The following is a 21092-nucleotide window of genomic DNA, read 5'->3' as shown; positions in this document are numbered from 1 at the left end:
TCAGTTCAGGTTTTTCCAGTAGGCGGCAAGACCGGACAGCAGCATCTCGATCGATACCGCGATCAGCACCAGGCCCATCAGCCGCTCCAGTGCGGTGATGACCGGCTTGCCGAGCCGGCGCTGCAACTGGCCGGCGAACAGGAACACGACATAGGTGACGGCAATGCTGATGGCGACGGCAAGCGACCACTCCAGCATGCGCGACGGATCGTTGGTCGCCATCAGCATGACCGTGGCCATGGCCGACGGCCCGGCGATCAGCGGAATGGCGATCGGGACGATGAACGGCTCGCTGTCGCCGTCGGTGCGGCCGAACAGGCTGCCGGACGGCGACGGGAAAATCATGCGCAGCGCGATCAGGAACAGCACCACACCGCCGGCGATCTTCAGCGACTCGTCGGTCAGGTGCAGCACGCGCAGGAACGGTTTGCCGAAAAACAGGAACAGCAACAGCACGACAAAGGCGATGCCGCACTCGCGGGCGATGATGCGGTGGCGTCGCGCCGGCGACACCCGCTCCAGCGCGGCCAGAAACAGCGGGATGTTGCCGAGCGGATCGGTGATCAGGATCAGCAGGATGGTGGCGGAGACGAAAGTGGGTTCCACGGCGCGGCAGGACGGTGACGAAGGGCTGATTATGACATCGACCGCCGTTGTCCGCGCCGTGTTGCTTGTTACAGGCCCTTGATCTTGTCCAGCTCGGCCGGGGTGTACTTCAGCTCGGTGGACTTGGTCAGGTCGGTCATCAGCGTGTCGCGCAGTTCGCGCGCCTGGTCCAGCGCGTACAGGGCGGTGCCGTTGCCGAGTCGTTGCGCATAGTTGATCGCCAGCTCGCGGTTCTGGCCGTACAGCGATTTCAGCATCGCGTCGGTCGCGGGCTGGGCGGCGCGCAGGTTGGCCTCCAGCCGGTCGCGCCAGCCGGTGATCAGCGGGCGGTACTTGCCCGGATTGGCATTGGCCAGCGACGACACACTGCGGAAGGTCCACCAGGCCGAATGCGAGTCGAAGTCGTCATTGCCCTGACGGAACACCTGCGGCGTGCTCTGCATGGCGCCGAGGTAGAACGGCAGGAACACGGCATCGCGGACATTGCCCATCGACTGCCATGACAGCACCTGCAGTTCCTTCGGCATGTCCGGCCGGACCTGGATGATGTGCGCCTCGACGTTGCGGTCGACGGCGATCGGGCGCTGGGTGCTGCCGGCCGCCGGCTTGCGCTTGTCCAGCGGCGTGCCGGCATAGTCGGCAGTGCGCAGGATGGAGGCCACGGTCGCGACGTCGATCTTGCGGTCGGCGCGGGTATAGAACGGATACTGGGCCTGACGCACCGGCTGTTTGCTCGACGGCGTCAGCCGCGATTGCACCAGCCATTCGCGGTCGACGTTATAGCTGTCGCCGATCTTGCCGAACGCTTTCGCGAAGTTGAAGCGCTGCGGGTCGACCCGGTCCAGCAGCTTGTGTTCGCTGACGAAGGCCGCCAGCCCCGGGCTGGCCAGCACGTTGCGGCTGTCGCCGAGGTCGACATCGTGGACGCGCATGCCATTGGCGATGGTCAGATAGCCGTCGTCCGGCACGCGGACGGCAATCCACTGGTGGCCACCGCCGATCTCGAACAGCCAGGCCTCGCTGGCGTCGGCGATTTCGATACCGTTGGTTTCGCCGGCGCCGAGCGTTTCGACATAGCGGCCGAGCAGGGCGACCGCCTCGCGGGCGCTGCGCGCCTGCGGCAGGATCAGGTCGGGCAGGATGGCCTCGACCACGCCGCCGCCATCGGCGACCAGCGGTGCGGCTTTGGCCGCGCGCTCATTCTGTTCGGTGCTGTTGGTGGCGGACAGCACCACGCCGGCTTCGTTGCTGCCGAATTCGCTCCACTGGCCGCCGGCGCCGAACTGGGCACCGTTCCAGTCGCGCATCGCGGTATAGCGCTGCGATACGGCCGGCGCCGGCACGCGCACGCCATTGTCGAACGACAGCATGTCGCCGGCCTTGTGCTCGACCCGGGGCACCACCACGAAGTGCTTGGCGTGGTTGTTGAAGGTGTAGTCCTCGAGGCGGGCGACGAGGATGGAGCCGTCGGCCGTCGCGTTCTTGCCGGCGATGATGGTAGTGCAGGCCAGCGTGGCCTGCGCGAGACCGGCAAGCGCCAGTGCGGTGACGACAACGGTGCAGCTGAAACGGCGAACGGACATGGGGCGGCTCCTGATGCGGATCGATGGAAACGATCCTCATCGTCGACCACCCCGGGGGCAGAAGCAATGTCAGGCTTTGCTGATATTGATGCAGGACATGCTGCATGGGGGGGCGCTCAGGCCGGCCGGTTGCTGCCCGAGATCATGCGGAATTCGAACAGCCGGCAGTCGAGCGCGCCATTGCGCAGCGGCGTGCGCCGGGACGGCGACAGCCGGATCATCTTCGCCAGTCGCAGGTCGGCGGTCAGCAGATAGGCGGTCCAGCCGGCCATTTCGCGCTTCAGCCAGTGGCCGAGTTGCGGATAGAGCAGGGCCAGCCGGTCCATTTCATCCAGCCGCACGCCATACGGCGGATTGCTGACGATGACGCCGCCGGCGGCCGGTGCATGGCTGTCGAGGAAATCGCCGTCGCTGAGCGTGATGCAGTCGTCGAGCTGGATATGGGCCAGGTTCTGCCGGGCGGCGGCCAGTGCGGCCGGGTCGCGGTCGATGCCGAACAGCGGCAGCGGCCGGGCCTGCTTTTCGCGGGCGATGGCGGCATCGGTGATCTGCTGCCAGGCGGCCGGGCGGAAGCCGGACAGTTTTTCGAAGGCGAAGTGGCGGCAGGCGCCCGGCGCCCAGTCCAGTGCAATCATCGCCGCTTCGACCAGGAAGGTGCCGCTGCCGCACATCGGATCGAGCAGCGGGACGTCCGGGGTCCAGCCGGTCAGGCGCAGAATGCCGGCGGCCAGGTTCTCGCGCAGCGGGGCGTCACCGGTGGCGATGCGCCAGCCGCGCTTGAACAGCGGCTCGCCGGAGGTGTCCAGGTACAGCGCAGCGTCAGAGCCGGACAGGAAGACGTGGATGCGCATGTCCGGCGTGTGGGTGTCCACACTCGGCCGCTCGCCGCCGCGTTCGCGGAACACGTCACAGACGGCGTCCTTGATGGTCAGCGACACGAAGTCGATGCTCTTGACCGGGCTTTTCACCGCATCGGTCTTGACCTTGATGGTGCGCGACACGTCGAAGTACTGCGGCCAGTCGACCTGGCGCGCCAGCTGGTACAGGTCGCGTTCGTCACGGTAGCGGCCGCCACCGACGCGCCACAGCACGCGGCTGGCGATGCGCGAGTGCAGGTTGACCGTCATCATGGTGTCGAAACTGCCGCTGAAACCGACTCCGCCGTCGGTCGGCGCGACATCCTGCGCGCCCAGCGCGACCAGTTCGTCGGAGAGCACGGCCTCGAGCCCGCGCGGGCAAGGGGCGAAAAAGCGGTCGAGATGCATGACGGGAAAACCTTTCGGACATGAAAAAACGGCGCGAGATCGCACCGTTGACGGATTGTAGACTAAAGCCTCACAGGCAGGGACTTAGCGTCGGTCTGCGCCGGCGTACAGCACGAAGATCGCCGGGCGCTTCTTGAACTCGGCGGCGATCGCCGGCCACTCGGCCGCGCGGCGGCTGACGATGGTCTGCGTCGGCAGCGTCAGGTCGCAGGCGACCGTCAGCTGTGTTGCCGGCGCCAGTGTCGCCAGCAACGCGTCGATCAGCTGCGGATTGCGGTACGGCGTCTCGATGAAGATTTCGGCGCTGTCGGCTTCGCGCGAGTGTTTCTCCAGCGCGCGGATCGCTGCCAGCCGTTCGGCCTCGCCGACCGGCAGATAGCCGTGAAAGGCGAAACGCTGACCCTGGCTGCCGGACGCCATCAGCGACAGCAGGATCGACGACGGGCCGACCAGCGGTTCGACGGTGTGGCCGCGGGCATGGGCGAGCCGGACCAGGTTCGCGCCCGGGTCGGCGACGGCCGGGCAGCCGGCCTCGGACAGCAGGCCGACGTCATGGCCGGCTTCCAGCGGTGCAATCAGCCGCTCCAGCGCGTCAGCCGGGGTGTGTTCGTTCAGCTCGTCCAGTGCCAGCGCCTGCAGTGGCGTGTCGAGTTCAAGCTGCTTCAGGTGCTTGCGCGCGGTCTTGGCCGCTTCGACCACGAAACGGGTCAGGTGGCGGATGCGCTCGCGCTGGGCCGGAATCACCCAGTTTTCCACCGGCAGGTCGCCAAGCGGGGTCGGAATCAGGAATAGCGTCGCCATCGTTACAGAACCTCGACACCTTCGTTCTTCAGCAGGGTGACCAGCGCGAACAGCGGCAGGCCGACCAGGGCGTTCGGGTCGGTCGACTCGATGCGCTCGATCAGGGCGCCGCCGAGCGCCTCGCTCATGCAGCCGCCGGCGCAATGGACCGCTTCCGGCTCGCGCGCCAGATAGGCGGCAATCTGGGCGTCGCTGGCGTCGCGCATGCGTACGGTCGTGATGTCGACCTGTTCCTGCACCCGGCCGCTGGCAGTGTTGATCAGCGACAGCGCGGTATGAAAGGTCAGCGCCCGGCCCCGGGTCTGCTTCAGCATGTCGACCGCATGGGCGACGGTGCCCGGCTTGCCGAGCTGGCGACCGTCGAGCAGCGCGACCTGGTCCGAACCGATGATCAGTGCGTCCGGACAGGCGGCGCGCAGCGATTCGGCCTTCTGCCGGGCCAGCCGGCAGGCGGTCGCCACGGCAGTTTCGCCGGGCAGCGGCGTCTCGTCGCAATCAGGCGCGATGGCCTCGAACGGCAGACCGAGACGGGACAGGATCTCGCGGCGAAAACGCGAGGTGGAGGCAAGAACCAAACGCATGAATCGACGTCGTTTTCTTTTGACAGGGGAAGAGGTGGATAATATCATTCGCCGTTTATGTCTCAACCCATTTTGATCAATAGCCTCGACTTCGCCCGTGAACGGCGCGAAATCAGCACCCGCGATATCGCGGTGGCGGATCTGCCGCGTCTGGCCGATGCGCTGGCGAGCCGTGACGGCGTGCTGTCGTGGTCGGTGTCCGGTCATGTCGACCGGCTGCATCGCCCGACCTTGCGTCTGAAAGTCAGCGGAGACGTGATGCTGGCCTGCCAGCGTTGCCTGGAACCGCTGCCACACCGGATCGACACCGATACGCTGATTACCCAGTTTACCGACGAAGAACGGCTCGAAGCTGCTTGCGACGAGGATGAAGACCTCGACGGCATTCTGGCCGAGGAAGAACTCGACGTGCTGGCATTGATCGAAGATGAAGTTTTGCTGGGCTTGCCGCTCGCACCGCGCCACGACGACTGCCGTCCCGACGCGATCGAGAAGGCCAAGGCCGACAAACCCAACCCGTTTGCGGTGCTTGCTGCGCTGAAGCGCAAGCCCGACTGAACCCGAATCGAAGGAGTCACCATGGCTGTCCAACAGAACAAAAAATCCCCGTCCAAGCGCGGCATGCATCGCGCCCACGATTTCCTGACCGCGCCGAACACCGCGATCGAACCGTCGACCGGCGAAGTGCACCTGCGTCACCACATCAGCCCGAACGGCTTCTACCGTGGTCGCAAAGTGGTGAAGACCAAGGGCGAGTGATTCGCCCCGTGCGTCACGCCGGCTCCGCCGGTTCGTGGCGCCCGAGCTTCCTGACCGTGCGTTGCGCAGTCAGGATTGCAGACAGGAATGCGGCGCTTTCGCCGCATTCCCGTTTCCGTGCCGCGGAGGCGAACTCCGGCACCGCCTTTATGCCAGCGTTATGCCGGCAAGCCGGGTCGTGATGCCGCACGGCTTCAACTTTTCCCGGAACAGCATGACTCTCACCGTAGCTGTCGACGCGATGGGGGGGGACGTCGGGGTCGGCGTGACCGTACCCGCTTCGCTCGCCTTTCTTGACCGCCATCCCGACGTCAAGCTCATCCTGGTCGGACTCCCCGACCTTATCGAATCCGAACTGAAACGCCTTGGCCGAGCGCCGGGTGAGCAGTTGACCATCCATCCCGCCACGGAAGTGGTCGGCATGGACGATTCGCCGCAATCCGCGCTGAAGAACAAGAAAGACTCGTCGATGCGGGTCGCCATCAACCTGGTCAAGGACGGGGTTGCCCAGGCGATCGTGTCGGCCGGCAATACCGGTGCCCTGATGGCCACCGCGCGTTTCGTCCTGAAAACCATCCCCGGCATTGATCGTCCGGCCATCGCCAAGATGCTGCCGTCGATGAACGGCACCACCTGCGTGCTGGACCTTGGCGCCAACGTCGACTGCACGCCGGAACAGCTGCTGCAGTTCGGCATCATGGGTGCGATGCTGGTCGAAGGCGTGATGAAGAAGCCGAATCCGACCGTCGGGCTGCTGAATATCGGCTCGGAAGAGATCAAGGGCAGCGACAACGTCAAACAGGCGGCGGAGCTGCTGCGACATTCCGGCCTCAACTTCGTCGGCAACGTCGAAGGCAACGATATCTATCACGGCAGTGTCGATGTGGTGGTGACCGACGGCTTTACCGGCAATGTCGCCCTGAAAACTTCCGAAGGACTCGCCCACATGGTGGCGACCTTCCTGAAGGAGGAATTCACCCGCAATCTGCTGACCCGCTTGTGTGCACTGGCCGCATTGCCGGTGCTCAACCGCTTCAAGAAACGGGTAGACTCCCGCCGATACAACGGGGCGAGCCTGGTCGGTTTGCGCGGCATTGTGGTCAAGAGCCACGGCGGGACCGACAGCCTCGGTTTTCGCTGCGCGCTGGAACAGGCGATCGACGAGGTGCGTGCCGACGTCGTGCGCCACACCAGCGAGCACGTGGGGCAGCAACTGGCCCGAATCGACGCTGCGGCGGCGGCCAGCCCCAAAATCTGAACAAGACGGAGAAACCCATTCTCATGCGCTACGCCCGGATTCTCGGCACTGGCGGCTACCTGCCCGATACGGTATTGACCAATGCCGATCTCGCCGCCCGCGTCGACACCACTGACGAGTGGATCGTCTCCCGTACCGGCATTCGTGAACGGCATCTGATCGCCCCGGAACAGGCCACCAGTGACCTGGCGCTGGAAGCGTCGCGTCGCGCGATTGCGTCGGCCGGCATCGAGGCGTCCGAACTGGACATGATCATTGTCGCTACCACCACGCCGGACATGATTTTCCCCGGCACGGCGGTGATCCTGCAGGAAAAGCTTGGTCTGCCGGGTATCCCGGCATTCGACGTGCAGGCCGTGTGCGCCGGCTTCATGTTCGCGTTCGCCACTGCGAATGCGTACATCCGTGCCGGCATGGCGCGCAAGGTGCTGGTGGTTGGCGCCGAGGCGATGACCCGGCTGCTCGACTGGAGCGATCGCCGCACCTGTGTGCTGTTCGGTGACGGTGCCGGTGCCGTGGTGCTTGGTGCCTCCGACGAGGCCGGTGTGCTGGCGACCCGTCTGCATTCCGATGGCCGCTACAAGGACATCCTGAAAGTGCCGGCGCATCCGGAGCAGGGGGCCCTGATCGGCAATGCCTACGTGCACATGGATGGCCAGGCAGTGTTCAAGTTCGCCGTCAAGGCGCTGTCCGAACTGGCGGTGCAGACGCTGGCCGAGGCCGGAAAGGCCAAGGAAGACCTCGACTGGCTGGTGCCGCACCAGGCCAACCTGCGCATCATCGAGTCCACCGCCAAGCACTTGCACATGAGCATGGACAAGGTCGTGGTCACGCTGCCGGGGCAGGCGAACACGTCGGCCGCTTCGGTACCGCTGGCACTGGACACGGCGATCCGTGACGGCCGCATCCAGCGCGGCCAGCTGCTGCTGCTGGAAGGCATCGGCGGCGGCTTTGCCTGGGGCTCGGCCCTGGTGCAGTACTGAGCATCGGGTGACGTCATCCCGATGACCATTCCCCGCCCGACGGCGCCGGAAGCCATGCGCTTCGGCGCCGTCGGGCGTTTGGGGGAAGTCCGTTCAAGCGTACGTTTGCACCCTGTTGCCGGCGTGCGGCGGATGATCCCCGTCAATCTGCTGATTTTGCAATGAGGAGACCCGTCATGGCCTTCGCGTTTGTCTTTCCCGGACAGGGCTCGCAGAGCCTGAAAATGATGGACGGCTTTGCCGGCCATCCCGTTGTGCGTACCACTTTCGACGAGGCGGGCGATGCGCTCGGACTCGATCTGTGGGCGATGCTGCAGGCCGAATCGGCCGAAGCGATCAACCAGACCGTCAATACCCAGCCGCTGATGCTGGCGGCCGGTGTCGCCATCTGGCGCGCCTGGCTGGCCGCCGGTGGTCAGCGTCCGGCTGCCGTGGCCGGGCACAGCCTTGGCGAATACTCGGCGCTGGTCGCCGCCGGCAGTCTGGCCTTTGCCGACGCGGTGCGCCTGGTGCGTCTGCGCGCCGAAGCCATGCAGGGCGCCGTGCCGGAAGGCAGCGGCGCCATGGCGGCCATTCTCGGCCTGGATGACGCTGACGTGGTGGCGGCCTGCGCGGAGGCCGCGCAGGGGCAGGTGGTCGAGGCGGTCAACTTCAACTCGCCGGGCCAGCTGGTGATTGCCGGCGACAAGGCGGCAGTCGAGCGCGCCTGCGCCGCGTGCAAGGACAAGGGCGCGAAGCGCGCGCTGCTGCTGCCGGTATCGGTGCCGTCGCACTGTGCGCTGATGGCGCCGGCCGCAGAGCGGCTGGCCGCGGCGCTGGCCGACATCGCCATCGCGGCGCCGGCAATCCGCGTGCTGCACAATGTCGACGTCGCCAGCCATGACGACGCCGACGGCATCCGCACCGCACTGACTCTTCAGCTGTACAAGCCGGTGCGCTGGACCGATACCGTGCGTGCGCTGGCCGAAGCCGGTCTGGTGCTGCAGGCCGAGTGCGGTCCGGGCAAGGTGCTGACCGGTCTGGGCAAGCGCATCGATGCACGGGTGAAGACGCTGGCGCTGACCGACGGCGCTGCGCTGGACGCCGCCCTGGCCGAACTGGCCTGATCCCCGATATTCCTCATGGAGACGAATGACATGACGCTGCAAGGCAAAATTGCGCTGGTGACCGGTGCATCGCGCGGCATTGGCGCCGCCATCGCCGACACCCTGGCCCGTCAGGGCGCCATCGTGGTGGGGACCGCCACTTCCGAGTCCGGCGCGGCGGCGATCAGCGAGCGGCTGCAGGCGATCGGCCAGGGCCAGGGCTACGAGTTCAACAGCAATCAGGGCGGCGAAGCCGTCGACCGTCTGATCAAATTTGTTGAAGAAACGTATGGACCTCTGACGATTCTCGTCAATAATGCCGGGATTACGCGTGACCAGTTGCTGATGCGGATGAAGGACGACGACTGGGACGCGATCATGGACACCAACCTGAAGTCGGTTTACCGGCTCTCGAAAGCGGTGCTCAGGGGTATGATGAAGGCCCGCTGGGGCCGCATCATCAGCATCGCCTCGGTGGTGGGCTCGATGGGCAATGCCGGCCAGTGCAACTATGCGGCGGCCAAGGCGGCGATCATGGGCTTCTCGAAGTCGCTGGCGCGCGAAGTCGGCAGCCGCGGCATCACGGTCAACTGCGTGGCACCGGGCTTTATCGAGACCGACATGACCCGCGACCTGCCGCAGGCACAGCGTGAAGCGCTCGAGCAGCAGATCGCGCTGGGGCGCCTTGGCGGCGTGCAGGACATTGCCGATGCAGTCGAATTTCTGGCGTCGGACCGGGCCGGATACATCACCGGTCAGACGCTTCATGTGAACGGCGGAATGCTGATGCCGTAAGGCAATTGGCAGGATTTTGTCGAAATGGGTACCAGATCCCGGATGTTGTACTGAAGTTGTCGGAAGATGACAACATTTGACCTCTGTTGATTTAGGTATTTTGCTCTAAATTTTTTTTGGTAGAATGGCGCGGTTTTTGTTTACCACCCGCTCCGAAAGGCATAGGTAAGACCAAATGGAAAACATCGAACAGCGTGTCAAGAAAATCGTCGCTGAACAACTCGGCGTTAACGAAGCCGAAGTGAAGAACGATTCCTCGTTCGTTGACGATCTGGGCGCTGACTCGCTCGACACGGTGGAACTGGTGATGGCACTCGAAGAAGAATTCGAATGCGAGATCCCGGACGAAGACGCCGAAAAGATCACGACGGTTCAGCAAGCCATCGATTACGTGTCGGCACACCTGCCCAAGTAATTTGGCTTGATCCTGGAGACCTCTGCCGCGGATTGTCCGTCTGTGCAGGGGTCTTTTGCAGTTGGGGATCTGCAAACGGTCGTTTGACGGCGTGGCGACACGGCGGCGTCGGCGACCGGCAGGCCGGAAAACGTTTCCGGGCTGCTGCGGGTGCGCGGGCCTGTGCCTGCGCCCGGCATTCCTCTATTCAAGGAGTTCATCTTGGCTCGACGCAGAGTAGTCATCACCGGTCTGGGACATGTCAGTCCGCTCGGTAACGACGTCGCGACCGGCTGGGCCAACCTCGTGGCCGGCCGTTCGGGCATCACCCGCATCACGCGCTTCGACGCCAGCGACATGGCATGCCAGATCGCCGGCGAGGTGAAGGATTTCAACATCAGCGACTACATCACGCCGAAAGACGCGCGCCGCATGGATGTGTTCATCCATTACGGCATCGCCGCCGCTTTCCAGGCTGTCGCTGATGCCGGAATTGAAGACATCCCGGACCTCGACCGCACGCGCGTCGGGGTCAATATCGGTTCCGGCATCGGCGGCCTGCCGCTGATCGAGGAAACCGGTGTCGCACTGATGGAAGGCGGTCCGCGCAAGATCGGCCCGTTCTTCATTCCCGGCTCGCTGGTCAACCTGATTGCCGGCCACGTGTCGATCATCAAGGGTTTCCAGGGACCGTCATACGGCATCGTCTCCGCCTGCACGACCGGCGCTCACTGCATCGGTGATGCCTCGCGGCTGATCCAGTACGGCGACGCCGACATCATGGTGGCCGGTGGTGCCGAAGGGGCGATCACCCGCCTGGGCATCGGCGGCTTTGCCGCCATGAAGGCGCTGTCGACCCGCAACGACGACCCGGCGACCGCCTCGCGGCCGTGGGATACCGGCCGTGACGGTTTCGTCATGGGCGAGGGCGCCGGTGTCATCGTGCTGGAAGAGTACGAGCACGCAGTGCGCCGCGGCGCAAAGATCTATGCCGAGCTGAAGGGCTTCGGCATGAGCTCGGACGCGCATCACATCACCGCGCCGAGCGCCGAGGGCCCGGCCCGTGGCGTGAAGAACGCGCTGAAAGATGCCGGCCTGAACCCGGACGAAGTCGATTACGTGAACGCGCACGGCACGTCGACCCCGCTGGGGGATGCCAATGAAACCGAGGCGCTGAAGCTGGCGTTTGGCGATCACGCAAGCAAACTGGCCGTCAACTCGACCAAGTCGATGACCGGCCACCTGCTGGGTGGCGCCGGTGGCGTCGAGGCGGTGTATTCGATCCTGGCGCTGCATAACCAGATCGCCCCGCCGACCATCAACCTGTTCGAGCAGGATTACGAACACGGCTGCGACCTCGACTACGTGCCCAATGTCGCGCGCGACATGAAGATCGACGTGGCAATTTCGAACTCGTTCGGTTTTGGCGGCACCAACGGTACGCTGGTCTTCGGCAAAGTCTGACCGACGGGCAGCAGATCTGCAGAAACGGCGACCTCATGGTCGCCGTTTCCTTTTTCCTGCCTGTATAATCCGTCGCTTGCCGAGAAGCGCTGCAAGGCGGGGTGCCCCGTCCCAGGCTCGGTCATGATTCAACGGCGCTTGCCTAACCCCCGTGGCTGCGGGAGTGCGGGTGAGCCGCATCCTCCCGGTCGCACCGTACAGGAAACTGACATGAACGCTGTGGCTGACAAATTCACTGATTACCTGGTTGCTGACCTCTCCCTCGCGGCCTGGGGCCGCAAGGAACTGTCGATCGCCGAAACCGAAATGCCCGGCCTGATGGCTCTGCGCGCCGAATACGGCGACAGCAAGCCGCTGAAGGGCGCACGCATTGCCGGCTCGCTGCACATGACCATCCAGACCGGCGTGCTGATCGAAACGCTGATCGCGCTGGGCGCCGAAGTGCGCTGGGCCTCGTGCAACATCTTCTCGACCCAGGACCAGGCCGCAGCCGCCATCGCTGCCGCCGGCATCCCGGTGTTCGCCTTCAAGGGTGAATCGCTGGACGAGTACTGGGACTACGCGCACCGCATCTTCGAATGGCCGGAAGGTCAGCCGGCGAACATGATTCTCGACGACGGCGGCGACGCCACGCTGCTGCTGGTGCTCGGCGCCAAGGCCGAACAGGACCGCAGCGTGATCGCCAGGCCGGGCAACGAAGAGGAAACCTCGCTGTTCGCCTCGATCGCCGCTCACCTGGAAATCGACCCGGGCTGGTACTCGAAGCGCCTGGCCGCCATCCGCGGCGTGACCGAAGAAACCACCACCGGCGTGCATCGCCTGTACCAGATGGAAAAGGACGGCCGCCTGCCGTTCCCGGCCTTCAACGTCAACGACTCGGTGACCAAGTCCAAGTTCGACAACCTGTACGGCTGCCGCGAAAGCCTGGTCGACGGCATCAAGCGCGCCACCGACGTGATGATCGCCGGCAAGGTCGCCGTGGTGCTCGGCTACGGTGACGTGGGCAAGGGTTGCGCCCAGAGCCTGCGCGGTCTCGGCGCCACGGTGTGGGTCACGGAAATCGATCCGATCTGCGCGCTGCAGGCGGCGATGGAAGGCTACCGCGTCGTCACCATGGACGATGCCTGCGCCCAGGGCGACATTTTCGTCACCACCACCGGCAACGTCGGCGTGATCACCCACGATCACATGAAGCGGATGCGCAACAATGCCATCGTCTGCAACATCGGCCACTTCGACAGCGAAATCGAAGTCGCCAGCCTGCGCCAGTACACCTGGGACAACATCAAGCCGCAGGTCGACCATATCGTGTTCCCGGACGGCAAGCGCATCATCCTGCTGGCCGAAGGCCGCCTGGTGAACCTCGGTTGTGCGACCGGTCACCCGAGCTTCGTGATGAGCAACAGCTTCACCAACCAGGTGCTCGCGCAGATGGAAATCTTCCAGCACGGCGAACAGTACGGCAAGCAGGTCTATGTGCTGCCGAAGCACCTGGACGAAAAGGTCGCCCGCCTGCACCTGGAGCGCATCGGCGCCAACCTGACCGTGCTGTCGGACGAGCAGGCTGCCTATATCGGTGTGGACAAGAGCGGCCCGTACAAGCCGGCTCACTACCGCTACTGATTGCGCTGCATCCCTGACCAGAACGCCTCCGCATTGCGGAGGCGTTTTTGCGTCAGGAAACGGATTGCAACACCCAGCGCGCCAGCCACAGCGTGGCCATGCCGGCGGCCAGCGTCGGCAGGATCTTGCGCGTTCTGGCGGCGACCAGTACGGCCACCACGCCGGCGACCAGTTTCGGTTCGGCCAGCGAGGTGATCAGCCGGCCGTCCTGCATGACGATTTCCGGCACGGTGATGGCAGTCAGGATGGCCAGCGGGACGAAGCGCAGCGCAATTTGCAGTGCCGGCGGAATCCTGCGCTGGCCGAGCAGACCGATAAACGACAGGCGCAGCAGGAAGGTGATGGCCCCCAGGGCGGCGAACAGCAGCAACATGTTCATCGCGCCGCCCTCCGTGTCATCCAGACCCCGCCGACAATGCCGAGCAGCGTGGCGACGATCAGCGCCAGCTTGAACGGCAGGGCATACAGCGTGACGGCGGCAATACCGGCGATGATGACGGCGGTCCAGTCGGCACGGTCGTGCGCGGCCGGGACCACCAGCGCGATAAAGGTCAGCGGGATGGCAAAGTCCAGCCCCCATTCGGGCGGGATTTCGCTGCCCAGCGCCAGTCCGGCCAGCGTCGACAACTGCCAGGCGGTCCACAGCGTCAGCCCGGCACCGAACAGGAACCAGTGCCGGTGTGGTGACGACCGGGCGGCATTCATGCGGTTGACGGTGACCGCGTAGGCTTCATCCGTCAGCAGATAGGCGAGCAGCGCCTTCCAGCCGGGGCCGAGCGTGCGCAGGCCGGGCGCCAGCGAGGCGCTGTACAGCACATGGCGCAGGTTGACGATGGCGATGGTGACGAAGATCACCGCCAGCGGCGCCTGGCTGGCCAGCATCTGGCTGAGGACGATCTGCGAGCTGCCGGCAAAGACCAGGGCGCTCATTGCCTGTGCCTGCCAGGCGGTCAGACCGGACTCCAGCGCCAGCACGCCATAGATCATGCCGAATGGCCAGACGCCCAGCAGCAAGGGCATGAGCGTCCTGGCGCCGGCAAGGAACTCGCTTCGTTTCGATGTCATCCGCGTATCTTGTCATGCGACAACAAAGTACGACAATGGACTTGCAGCGACGGCGCGCAAAAAAGCCCACCGGCGGTAACGCGGTGGGCCTGGGTCCGGCCGTGCGGTCGGAAAGGGGTCAGACGACCGGCGGCACGGTATCGATAAAGCTCTGCCGGGTCTCCAGCTTGTCGAACAGCAATTCCAGATTCGGGTAGCGCGTGCGCCATTCCAGTTCCGGCAGGCGCAGGCTGAGCCAGCCGAGACAGGCGCCGACGGAGATGTCCGCCAGCGTCATCCCGTTGCCGTAACACCAGGGCCGGTCAGCCAGTTCGAGCGACAGGGCCTCGAGGCCGGCTTCGATCTTGCCGTACTGGCGGCGTGCCGCACTATCGCTCTGCTCGGTGGCGGGGCGCTTGCGTTCGTGAAACACCGCCGTGCCGGCATCGAGGATGCCGTCGGCCAGCGCCTGCCAGCGCTTGACCTGCATCAGCCCGCGCGTGTCGCCCGGCAGCAGCTTGCTGACCGGCGACAGGGCGTCCAGATACTCGACGATGACGCGCGAGTCGTACAGCACGGTGCCGTCGTCCAGCAGCAGCGTGGGCACCTTCCCCAACGGATTGATTCCCTTCAGCGCCACACTGTCGTCCCACGGATTGATGACTTCCAGTTGGCAGTCAATGCGTTTTTCCAGCAGGGCAATACGCACCTTGCGGGCATAGGGGCTGGTCAGCGAAGCAAAGAGTTTCATGGTTCTCGTCGAAGGATATAAAGGCACTGGCAATAAAACGTTGAGGCCATTGTAGAGCCAGAACCGCTCAGGCGCGACTTCGCGTGGTCTGCCGCGCGTCGGCGCGCCTGTCCGGGCCGCGTTTTACGGCAGCAATTCGATCTGGCCCTGGGCGCTGACGGTCAGCTCGCTTTCGCCGCTGGCCATCTCCGGGCCGGCCGCATCCGCCATGACGGCGGCCGACATCGCCTTGGCGCGATAGGCGACCGGGCGGAAGCCGCCGCCACTGTTCAGGCTGACTTCGACCACGCGGTAGTTGCGATAGCCCAGTGCCCGGGCGGCAATCTCGGCCCTGGCCTTGAAGGCGGTCAGCGCTTCCGGAATCAGGGCATTTTCGGCGCTGTCGCGGGCTTGCGGCGAGACCGAGAAGCTCAGACCGGCGAACTGCAGTTCCGGCGACAGGGCCGAAATCAGCTTCGACAGCGCCGCGACGTCGCGGCTTTCCAGCCGCAACTCGGCACGGCCGCGCCAGCCGGTCTGCTTGTTGTTCTTGTCATAGAGCGGCCAGCTGTTGCGGTTGCCGCTCTCGACCTTGACCTTGTCGTGACGCTTGGCGGTTTTCAGTGCGGCGTCGGTCACCTGGTCGAGGTGGGCGGCGACCTTGCCGGCATCGCTGCCCGAGGTTTCGACATACAGGGTGGCCTGGGCGACATCGTTGGCCACCAGGCGCTGGGCACTGGTGGTCAGGCTGACGAGCGGCCCCCTGGCCGGTTCTGCGGCCAGGGCCGGTACGGTGAAGGCGGAAAGCAGCAAGACGGGCAGCAAGCGTCGCATGAATTGTCCTCTGGCGTTGTTGTTTGATCAGATTTTGATGATATACCGCTGTATTCACTACAGCGTAGCTCATGACCGGTAAAAGATGTTTCCGGATGTGAACGTGCGCATCATGCCTGCGAGGGCGCTGCGGCTTCGGCCAGCAGCCGGTCTGCAACCGCCATGACGCCGCTGCCGGGCGGATCGGCGGTCAGCAGATAGAAGCCGGCGTCGCTGTCCAGTGCGTACTGCTCGCCCAGTACCCGCACCAGCCGGCCATCGCGCAGCGCGCTGTCGACCAGTGGTGCCGGCACGATGGCGACGCCGAGGCCGCGTTCGGCCGCCTCGATGGCGTGCAGGGTCTGGGAAAAGCTCGGGCCGGTGACGGGCATGTCGGCCCGGCCGTGGCGGGCGAACCAGCGCGACCAGTGCCGGTGCGTGTCGGAGATCAGCGGGATGCCGGCCAGATCGTCTGCGTTTTGCCAGTCGGCATGGCCGGCCAGTGCCGGTGCGCAAACCAGAATGGCCCGGCCGGGCAGCAGGAAGCGGGCCGTGCCCTCGGCAAAGGGCGGTGTGCCCCAGCGGATGGCGATATCGACCCGGCCGTCGCCGTGCAGCGGCCGCAGCTGGTCCGAGGCGTCGATGACCACGCTGCCGGCCGGCACGGCGGCCGAAATGCGCTCCAGGCGCGGGATCAGCCAGCGGCTGGCGATCGACGGCGTGGTGCTGACCAGAACCTGTCCGGGCGGGTGCCGGTCGGGGCCGGCGGTGAATTCGCGTGTGGCGGCTTCGAGGATTTCCAGCGCGAAGCGGGTCCGGCTCGCGTACTCGTCGCCGCAGTCGGTCAGCGCGAGACCGCGCGGCAGGCGGTGGAACAGCGGGCGGCCGAGCTCGGCTTCCAGTGCCCGCACCTGCTGGGCGACCGCGCCCTGGGTGACGTGCAGCGCATCGGCGGCGGCACGGAAGCTGCCCAGCCGCGCGGCGGTCTCGAAGGCGAGCAGGTGATTCAGTATCGGCAGGCGGCCGGCGCGGGGACCCCATTTTTTCATGGCTGCAGTTTTTCTACTGTCAGGGTGTTTGAATTCTGGTTTGTCGCCATGGCATGGCGCCCGCCATATTAGGGTTTGTGCAGCGAAAGGAAAACATCATGGCGGAACAGAAAGTAGCAATCATCACGGCAGGTGGCAGCGGCATGGGAGCGGCGGCGGCACGGCGGCTGGCGGGCGAGGGCTTCCGGCTGGCCATCCTGTCGTCGTCGGGCAAGGGCGAGGCGCTGGCTGCCGAACTGGGCGGGATTGGCGTGACCGGATCGAACCAGTCGAATGAAGACCTGCAGCGGCTGGTGGATCTGACGCTGGCGCGCTGGGGGCGGATCGATGCGCTGGTCAACAGTGCCGGCCATGGTCCGCGCGGCGCGGTGCTGGCGCTCGGCGACGACGACTGGCATCGCGGACTGGACGTCTATCTGCTCAATGTGGTGCGCGCCGCGCGGCTGGTGGTGCCGGTCATGCAGCGCCAGCGCAGCGGGGCCATCGTCAATATCTCCAGCTTTGCCGCCTTTGAGCCGGATCCGGCGTTTCCGGTATCGAGCGTGTTCCGCGCGGGCCTGGCGTCGTGGACCAAGCTGGTTGCCGACCGCTACGCGGCCGACAATATCCGCATCAACAATGTGCTGCCCGGCTATATCGACAGCCTGCCGGTCCCCGAGGCCGTGCTCGGGCGCATTCCGATGGGACGCGGCGGGCGGGTCGAGGAGGTGGCGGCGCTGATCTCGCTGCTGGTGTCCGACGAGGCTGCCTATCTGACCGGGCAGAACCTGCGCATCGACGGCGGACTGACCCGCTCGGTCTAGACGACGGGCAGCAAAAATCCCCGGCGCCAGCAATGGCGCCGGGGATTGTCATCCGGGTGCGGGCTTAGTGCATGCCGGGACGGCGTTCGGCGATTTCCTTGCGGAACACGCCGAAGTAGCCGAGCGCCAGCCAGACGAACCACAGCGGGGTGGCCATCAGCGCCATCCGGGTGTCGGCTTCCAGGCTCAGCAGCACCAGCACGAAGGCGAAGAACGCCAGGCACACGTAGCACATGATGACGCCGCCGGGCATCTTGTACAGCGACTTCTCGTGCAGCGCCGGGCGCTTTTTCCGGTAGACGATGTACGAGGCCAGAATCATCGACCAGACGAACATGAACAGTACCGCCGAGACGGTAGTGATCAGCGTGAACGCTTCGATCAGGTCAGGCACCACATAGACCAGCAGGGCGCCGACCAGCAGACACAGGCACGAGAACAGCAGGCCGTTGGCCGGCACCGCGCTGGACGACAGCTGGCCGAAGGCTTTCGGTGCCAGCTTGCCGCGCGCCAGACCGAACAGCATGCGGCTGGTGGAGAACACGCCGCTGTTGGCCGACGACGAGGCAGAGGACAGTACGACGAAGTTGATCAGGGCGGCGGCGGCCGGAATGCCGGCCAGCATGAACAGCTCGACGAACGGGCTCTTGTTGGCCACCACCGAGCGCCACGGCGTGACCGACATGATGGCGATCAGCGAGAACACATAGAAGATGATGATGCGGACCGGGATCGAGTTGATGGCTCGCGGCAGGTTCTTTTCCGGGTCCTTGGTCTCGGCGGCGGTGGTACCGACCAGCTCGATGCCGACAAAGGCGAACACGGCGATCTGGAAGCCGGCGAAGAAACCGCTGATGCCCATCGGGAACATGCCGCCGTCGTCCCACAGGTGGTGCAGCGAGGCGACCGAACCGGACGGGGAGGTGAAGCCGGTGACGATCATGAACAGGCCGGTGCCGACCAGGGCGACAATGGCGATGATCTTGATCAGTGCGAACCAGAACTCGATTTCACCGAACAGCTTGACCGTCAGCAGGTTGAGTCCGAGCAGCAAGAGTACGCACAGGACGGAGGGAATCCAGGGCGCGAGTTCCGGGAACCAGAACTGCATGTAGGCGGAGATGGCGATCACGTCGGCCACGCCGGTGACGACCCAGCAGAACCAGTAAGTCCAGCCGGTGAAGAAGCCGGCCCACGGACCGAGCAGGTCCGCCGAGAAATCAATGAATGAGCGGTAGTTCAGATTGGACAGGAGCAATTCGCCCATGGCCCTCATCACGAAGAACAGCATCACGCCAATGATCATGTACACGAACAGGATGGAAGGTCCGGCCAGGCTGATGGTCTTGCCCGATCCCATGAACAGCCCGGTTCCGATCGCGCCGCCGATTGCAATCAACTGAATGTGCCGGTTACTCAGGTTTCTTTTCAGTTTCTCTTCAATCGCAACGTCAGGGCGGTCGATCGGATAGACCGCATCGTACTTCTGCATCTGATTACCCCTGGATAGAAAGCGAATCATTTTCTGGATGTGTCGCGGTCGTCTCTGTCGGGACGACGACCGGGTGAGCCGCATGCCGATACGAGTGTCGGCGCGTGCAAACACAGTCTCTAATGCTTACAAGACCGTCACCGACTGCAGCATACCTGCGCGCTGGCATGCCGGAAGCAAAAAAGAGCAAATTTCAGTGATTCTGAACTGCATTTTTATATAAGTGCAGCATTCGTGTGCTAGTTCTTCGTCATGCCGGGCGGTTTTCGGGATTCATTCTCAATTGCGGGCGGGGCGTGGTTTCCCCTTTTGCAACCCGGGCGGGATCCTGTCCGGCTGGCTTGAAGGCCTCGGGATGAGCCAGAGCGCTTTTGCCGCACACATCGGCATCAGCCGGGTGATGCTGTCCCGCATCCTGCACGGGCATGCGGCGCTGGCTGCCGACATGGACCTGCGCCTGGCCGAAGCACAGGGCACTTCTTCCGGTTTCTGGCTGCGGCTGCAAGTGCAGCGTGATCTGTGGGAGGCCGCGCAGCGCACCAGTCTGCGCCCGTCGATTCCCCTGCCGTCGACCCGCCCCTCCGCCGGGTCTGCGGCATCGTGTCGCAGGCCCGGCGCGCCTTCCTCGACGCATAATCCCGCCTCTTTCGTCATGCCTCACCGGCATGGCAGAAAAAAGTGTCCACGACGCTGACACTTTTATCCAGTAATTGGATATCCTTGTCTGCAATAGATAATGATTTGCATTACGCAAATTGTGCATTTTCACATTTTCGGGCGGTCGGGCCGCCGGGCGAGGGGACAGAACATGCTGGTGCCGTTTCTCATCATGCTGCGCGAGGGAATGGAGGCGGCGCTGATCGTCGGCATCATCGCCAGTTACCTGAGGCAGTCCGGCCAGCGCAAGCAGATGCCTGCGGTCTGGGCCGGCGTGGTTCTCGCCTGCGTGCTGAGTCTGGCGCTCGGCTTTCTGATCGAAGCCACCCAGAGCGAGTTTCCGCAGAAGCAGCAGGAGCTGTTCGAGGCGGTGGTCGCCCTGGTTGCCGTCGGCATCCTGACCTCGATGGTGTTCTGGATGAAGCAGGCGGCCCGCTCGATCAAGGCCCATCTGCACGATTCGATCGATGCCGCGCTGAACAAGGGCAATGGCCAGGCCTATGCGCTGGTCGGCATGGTGTTCTTTGCCGTCGCCCGCGAAGGGCTGGAGTCGGTGTTCTTCCTGCTGGCGGCATTCCAGCAACAGGAGGTTGGTCTGGCAGCACCGCTGGGGGCGATGCTGGGGCTGGCCGTCGCCGTGGCGCTGGGAATCGGCATCTATCAGGGCGGTATTCGCCTGGATCTGCGCCGTTTCTTCCGCTGGACCGGTGTATTCATCCTGTTCGTGGCGGCCGGCCTGCTCGCCGGCGCCGTCAAGGCGCTGCATGAGGCCGGGGTCTGGAATCAGCTGCAGACCGTCGTGTTCGACCTGAGCCTGGCGTTGCCGGCCGACAGCCCGTTCGGCGTCATTCTCGCCGGCCTGTTCGGCTACAACGACACGCCGACCGTTGGCGAAGCCCTGGCCTGGCTGCTGTTCCTGCTGCCGTCGCTGTACCTGTTCCTGGCTGGCCGGGGACAGCCCGCGCTGGCCCACCGTACCCATTGATCATTCTCCCGTTTATCCACAAAGGATCTGAAACCATGGCGCATCGCCACCTGATGAAACTGTCGGCCCTGTGCATGCTGGCCGCGCTGACCGCCTGCCAGAAAACCGAACCGCCAGCGGCAAGCCCTGCCGCCAGCACGGCTGCCCCGGCGGCACCGGACTTTGCCGAGCAACTGGTCGGCCCGGTCGCCGACTACAAGCTGTACGTGAGTGCGGAAGTGGATGAACTGGTCAAGCAGACACAGCGCTTTGCCGACGCGATCAAGGCCGGCAAGCTGGAGGAAGCCCGGGCGCTGTACGCGCCGACCCGTCGCCACTACGA

25 protein-coding genes and 1 riboswitch are annotated in these 21092 nt (G+C 64.8%); of the genes, 14 read left to right on the top strand and 11 right to left on the bottom strand.

The genetic code is table 11. From position 1 onward, the window contains the following. The 5 genes from DFO50_RS05905 to DFO50_RS05885 form a co-directional block, all read right to left on the bottom strand. Positions 1-606, bottom strand: a complete 606-nt coding sequence (locus tag DFO50_RS05905; RefSeq protein ID WP_028500099.1) for a MarC family protein — start codon at positions 604-606, stop codon at positions 1-3. 68 nt (positions 607-674) lie between these two features. Continuing rightward, positions 675-2189 (bottom strand): C69 family dipeptidase, encoded by a 1515-nt coding sequence (locus DFO50_RS05900; RefSeq protein ID WP_028500098.1) that lies wholly within the window; start codon positions 2187-2189, stop codon positions 675-677. 116 nt (positions 2190-2305) lie between these two features. Next, positions 2306-3454 (bottom strand): class I SAM-dependent RNA methyltransferase, encoded by a 1149-nt coding sequence (locus DFO50_RS05895; RefSeq protein ID WP_028500097.1) that lies wholly within the window; start codon positions 3452-3454, stop codon positions 2306-2308. Positions 3455-3538: 84 nt separating this feature from the next. Beyond that, complete coding sequence (locus DFO50_RS05890) at positions 3539-4255, bottom strand: SAM-dependent methyltransferase (protein ID WP_028500096.1); 717 nt, start codon at positions 4253-4255, stop codon at positions 3539-3541. Positions 4256-4257: 2 nt separating this feature from the next. Further along, on the bottom strand, positions 4258-4836 hold the full coding sequence (locus tag DFO50_RS05885; RefSeq protein WP_028500095.1) for a nucleoside triphosphate pyrophosphatase: 579 nt from the start codon (positions 4834-4836) through the stop codon (positions 4258-4260). A 57-nt stretch (positions 4837-4893) separates the two neighbouring features. Here DFO50_RS05885 and DFO50_RS05880 point away from each other — a divergent pair, with 57 nt between their 5' ends. From DFO50_RS05880 to ahcY, 10 genes are all read left to right on the top strand, one after another. Then, positions 4894-5394 carry a DUF177 domain-containing protein gene (locus tag DFO50_RS05880; protein ID WP_112692184.1) on the top strand — a complete coding sequence of 167 codons (501 nt, stop codon included), beginning with the start codon at positions 4894-4896 and terminating at the stop codon, positions 5392-5394. 21 nt (positions 5395-5415) lie between these two features. Further along, positions 5416-5595: a 50S ribosomal protein L32 gene (rpmF, locus tag DFO50_RS05875; protein ID WP_028500093.1), complete on the top strand. Its 180-nt coding sequence runs from the start codon at positions 5416-5418 to the stop codon at positions 5593-5595. 214 nt (positions 5596-5809) lie between these two features. Then, positions 5810-6853 (top strand): phosphate acyltransferase PlsX, encoded by a 1044-nt coding sequence (gene plsX, locus DFO50_RS05870; protein ID WP_028500092.1) that lies wholly within the window; start codon positions 5810-5812, stop codon positions 6851-6853. 23 nt (positions 6854-6876) lie between these two features. Then, positions 6877-7836 carry a beta-ketoacyl-ACP synthase III gene (locus DFO50_RS05865; RefSeq protein WP_028500091.1) on the top strand — a complete coding sequence of 320 codons (960 nt, stop codon included), beginning with the start codon at positions 6877-6879 and terminating at the stop codon, positions 7834-7836. Between the two features lie 21 nt (positions 7837-7857). Continuing rightward, positions 7858-8001, top strand: a complete 144-nt coding sequence (locus DFO50_RS19110) for a hypothetical protein (protein WP_156952568.1) — start codon at positions 7858-7860, stop codon at positions 7999-8001. An 11-nt stretch (positions 8002-8012) separates the two neighbouring features. After that, positions 8013-8942, top strand: a complete 930-nt coding sequence (gene fabD / locus DFO50_RS05860; protein WP_028500090.1) for an ACP S-malonyltransferase — start codon at positions 8013-8015, stop codon at positions 8940-8942. Between the two features lie 15 nt (positions 8943-8957). Next, complete coding sequence (gene fabG / locus DFO50_RS05855; RefSeq protein ID WP_028500089.1) at positions 8958-9716, top strand: 3-oxoacyl-ACP reductase FabG; 759 nt, start codon at positions 8958-8960, stop codon at positions 9714-9716. Between the two features lie 175 nt (positions 9717-9891). Continuing rightward, positions 9892-10131 carry an acyl carrier protein gene (gene acpP / locus DFO50_RS05850; RefSeq protein ID WP_028500088.1) on the top strand — a complete coding sequence of 80 codons (240 nt, stop codon included), beginning with the start codon at positions 9892-9894 and terminating at the stop codon, positions 10129-10131. 201 nt (positions 10132-10332) lie between these two features. After that, positions 10333-11574, top strand: coding sequence for a beta-ketoacyl-ACP synthase II (fabF, locus tag DFO50_RS05845; RefSeq protein ID WP_028500087.1), 1242 nt, complete (start codon positions 10333-10335; stop codon positions 11572-11574). Between the two features lie 75 nt (positions 11575-11649). Beyond that, a riboswitch (S-adenosyl-L-homocysteine riboswitch) is annotated at positions 11650-11721 on the top strand. A 63-nt stretch (positions 11722-11784) separates the two neighbouring features. Continuing rightward, a complete protein-coding gene (gene ahcY, locus DFO50_RS05840) occupies positions 11785-13197 on the top strand; it encodes an adenosylhomocysteinase (RefSeq protein WP_028500086.1) in 1413 nt (470 codons plus the stop codon). A gap of 52 nt (positions 13198-13249) precedes the next feature. Here ahcY and DFO50_RS05835 read toward each other — a convergent pair whose 3' ends face one another. The 5 genes from DFO50_RS05835 to DFO50_RS05815 form a co-directional block, all read right to left on the bottom strand. Further along, a complete protein-coding gene (locus DFO50_RS05835; RefSeq protein WP_036386608.1) occupies positions 13250-13576 on the bottom strand; it encodes an AzlD domain-containing protein in 327 nt (108 codons plus the stop codon). Beyond that, positions 13573-14262: an AzlC family ABC transporter permease gene (locus tag DFO50_RS05830; RefSeq protein WP_036386605.1), complete on the bottom strand. Its 690-nt coding sequence runs from the start codon at positions 14260-14262 to the stop codon at positions 13573-13575. Before DFO50_RS05830 ends, DFO50_RS05835 begins: the two co-directional genes overlap by 4 nt. Before the next feature lie 118 nt (positions 14263-14380). Next, positions 14381-14992, bottom strand: a complete 612-nt coding sequence (locus tag DFO50_RS05825; RefSeq protein WP_112692183.1) for a glutathione S-transferase family protein — start codon at positions 14990-14992, stop codon at positions 14381-14383. A 123-nt stretch (positions 14993-15115) separates the two neighbouring features. Further along, positions 15116-15805, bottom strand: a complete 690-nt coding sequence (locus DFO50_RS05820; RefSeq protein ID WP_036386603.1) for an SIMPL domain-containing protein — start codon at positions 15803-15805, stop codon at positions 15116-15118. 110 nt (positions 15806-15915) lie between these two features. After that, positions 15916-16833 (bottom strand): LysR substrate-binding domain-containing protein, encoded by a 918-nt coding sequence (locus DFO50_RS05815; RefSeq protein ID WP_112692182.1) that lies wholly within the window; start codon positions 16831-16833, stop codon positions 15916-15918. A gap of 98 nt (positions 16834-16931) precedes the next feature. Between DFO50_RS05815 and DFO50_RS05810 the strand changes: the two genes are divergently transcribed. Further along, on the top strand, positions 16932-17636 hold the full coding sequence (locus DFO50_RS05810) for an SDR family oxidoreductase (RefSeq protein ID WP_028500083.1): 705 nt from the start codon (positions 16932-16934) through the stop codon (positions 17634-17636). Positions 17637-17700: 64 nt separating this feature from the next. Here the strand turns inward: DFO50_RS05810 and cycA are convergent, their stop codons facing one another. Then, on the bottom strand, positions 17701-19128 hold the full coding sequence (cycA, locus tag DFO50_RS05805; protein ID WP_028500082.1) for a D-serine/D-alanine/glycine transporter: 1428 nt from the start codon (positions 19126-19128) through the stop codon (positions 17701-17703). 223 nt (positions 19129-19351) lie between these two features. Here cycA and DFO50_RS05800 point away from each other — a divergent pair, with 223 nt between their 5' ends. The 3 genes from DFO50_RS05800 to DFO50_RS19870 all read left to right on the top strand — a co-directional run. After that, positions 19352-19822 (top strand): HigA family addiction module antitoxin, encoded by a 471-nt coding sequence (locus DFO50_RS05800; RefSeq protein ID WP_255420187.1) that lies wholly within the window; start codon positions 19352-19354, stop codon positions 19820-19822. Positions 19823-19936: 114 nt separating this feature from the next. Next, a complete protein-coding gene (gene efeU / locus DFO50_RS05795) occupies positions 19937-20770 on the top strand; it encodes an iron uptake transporter permease EfeU (RefSeq protein ID WP_107889320.1) in 834 nt (277 codons plus the stop codon). Positions 20771-20805: 35 nt separating this feature from the next. After that, a partial coding sequence (locus DFO50_RS19870) for an imelysin family protein (RefSeq protein WP_304598475.1) occupies positions 20806-21092 on the top strand: 287 nt, incomplete at its 3' end.

It is taken from the genome of Microvirgula sp. AG722, from assembly GCF_003269145.1.
GTDB classification, from domain to species: domain Bacteria; phylum Pseudomonadota; class Gammaproteobacteria; order Burkholderiales; family Aquaspirillaceae; genus Microvirgula; species Microvirgula aerodenitrificans.
This window is presented reverse-complemented; position numbering and strand designations above follow the sequence as displayed.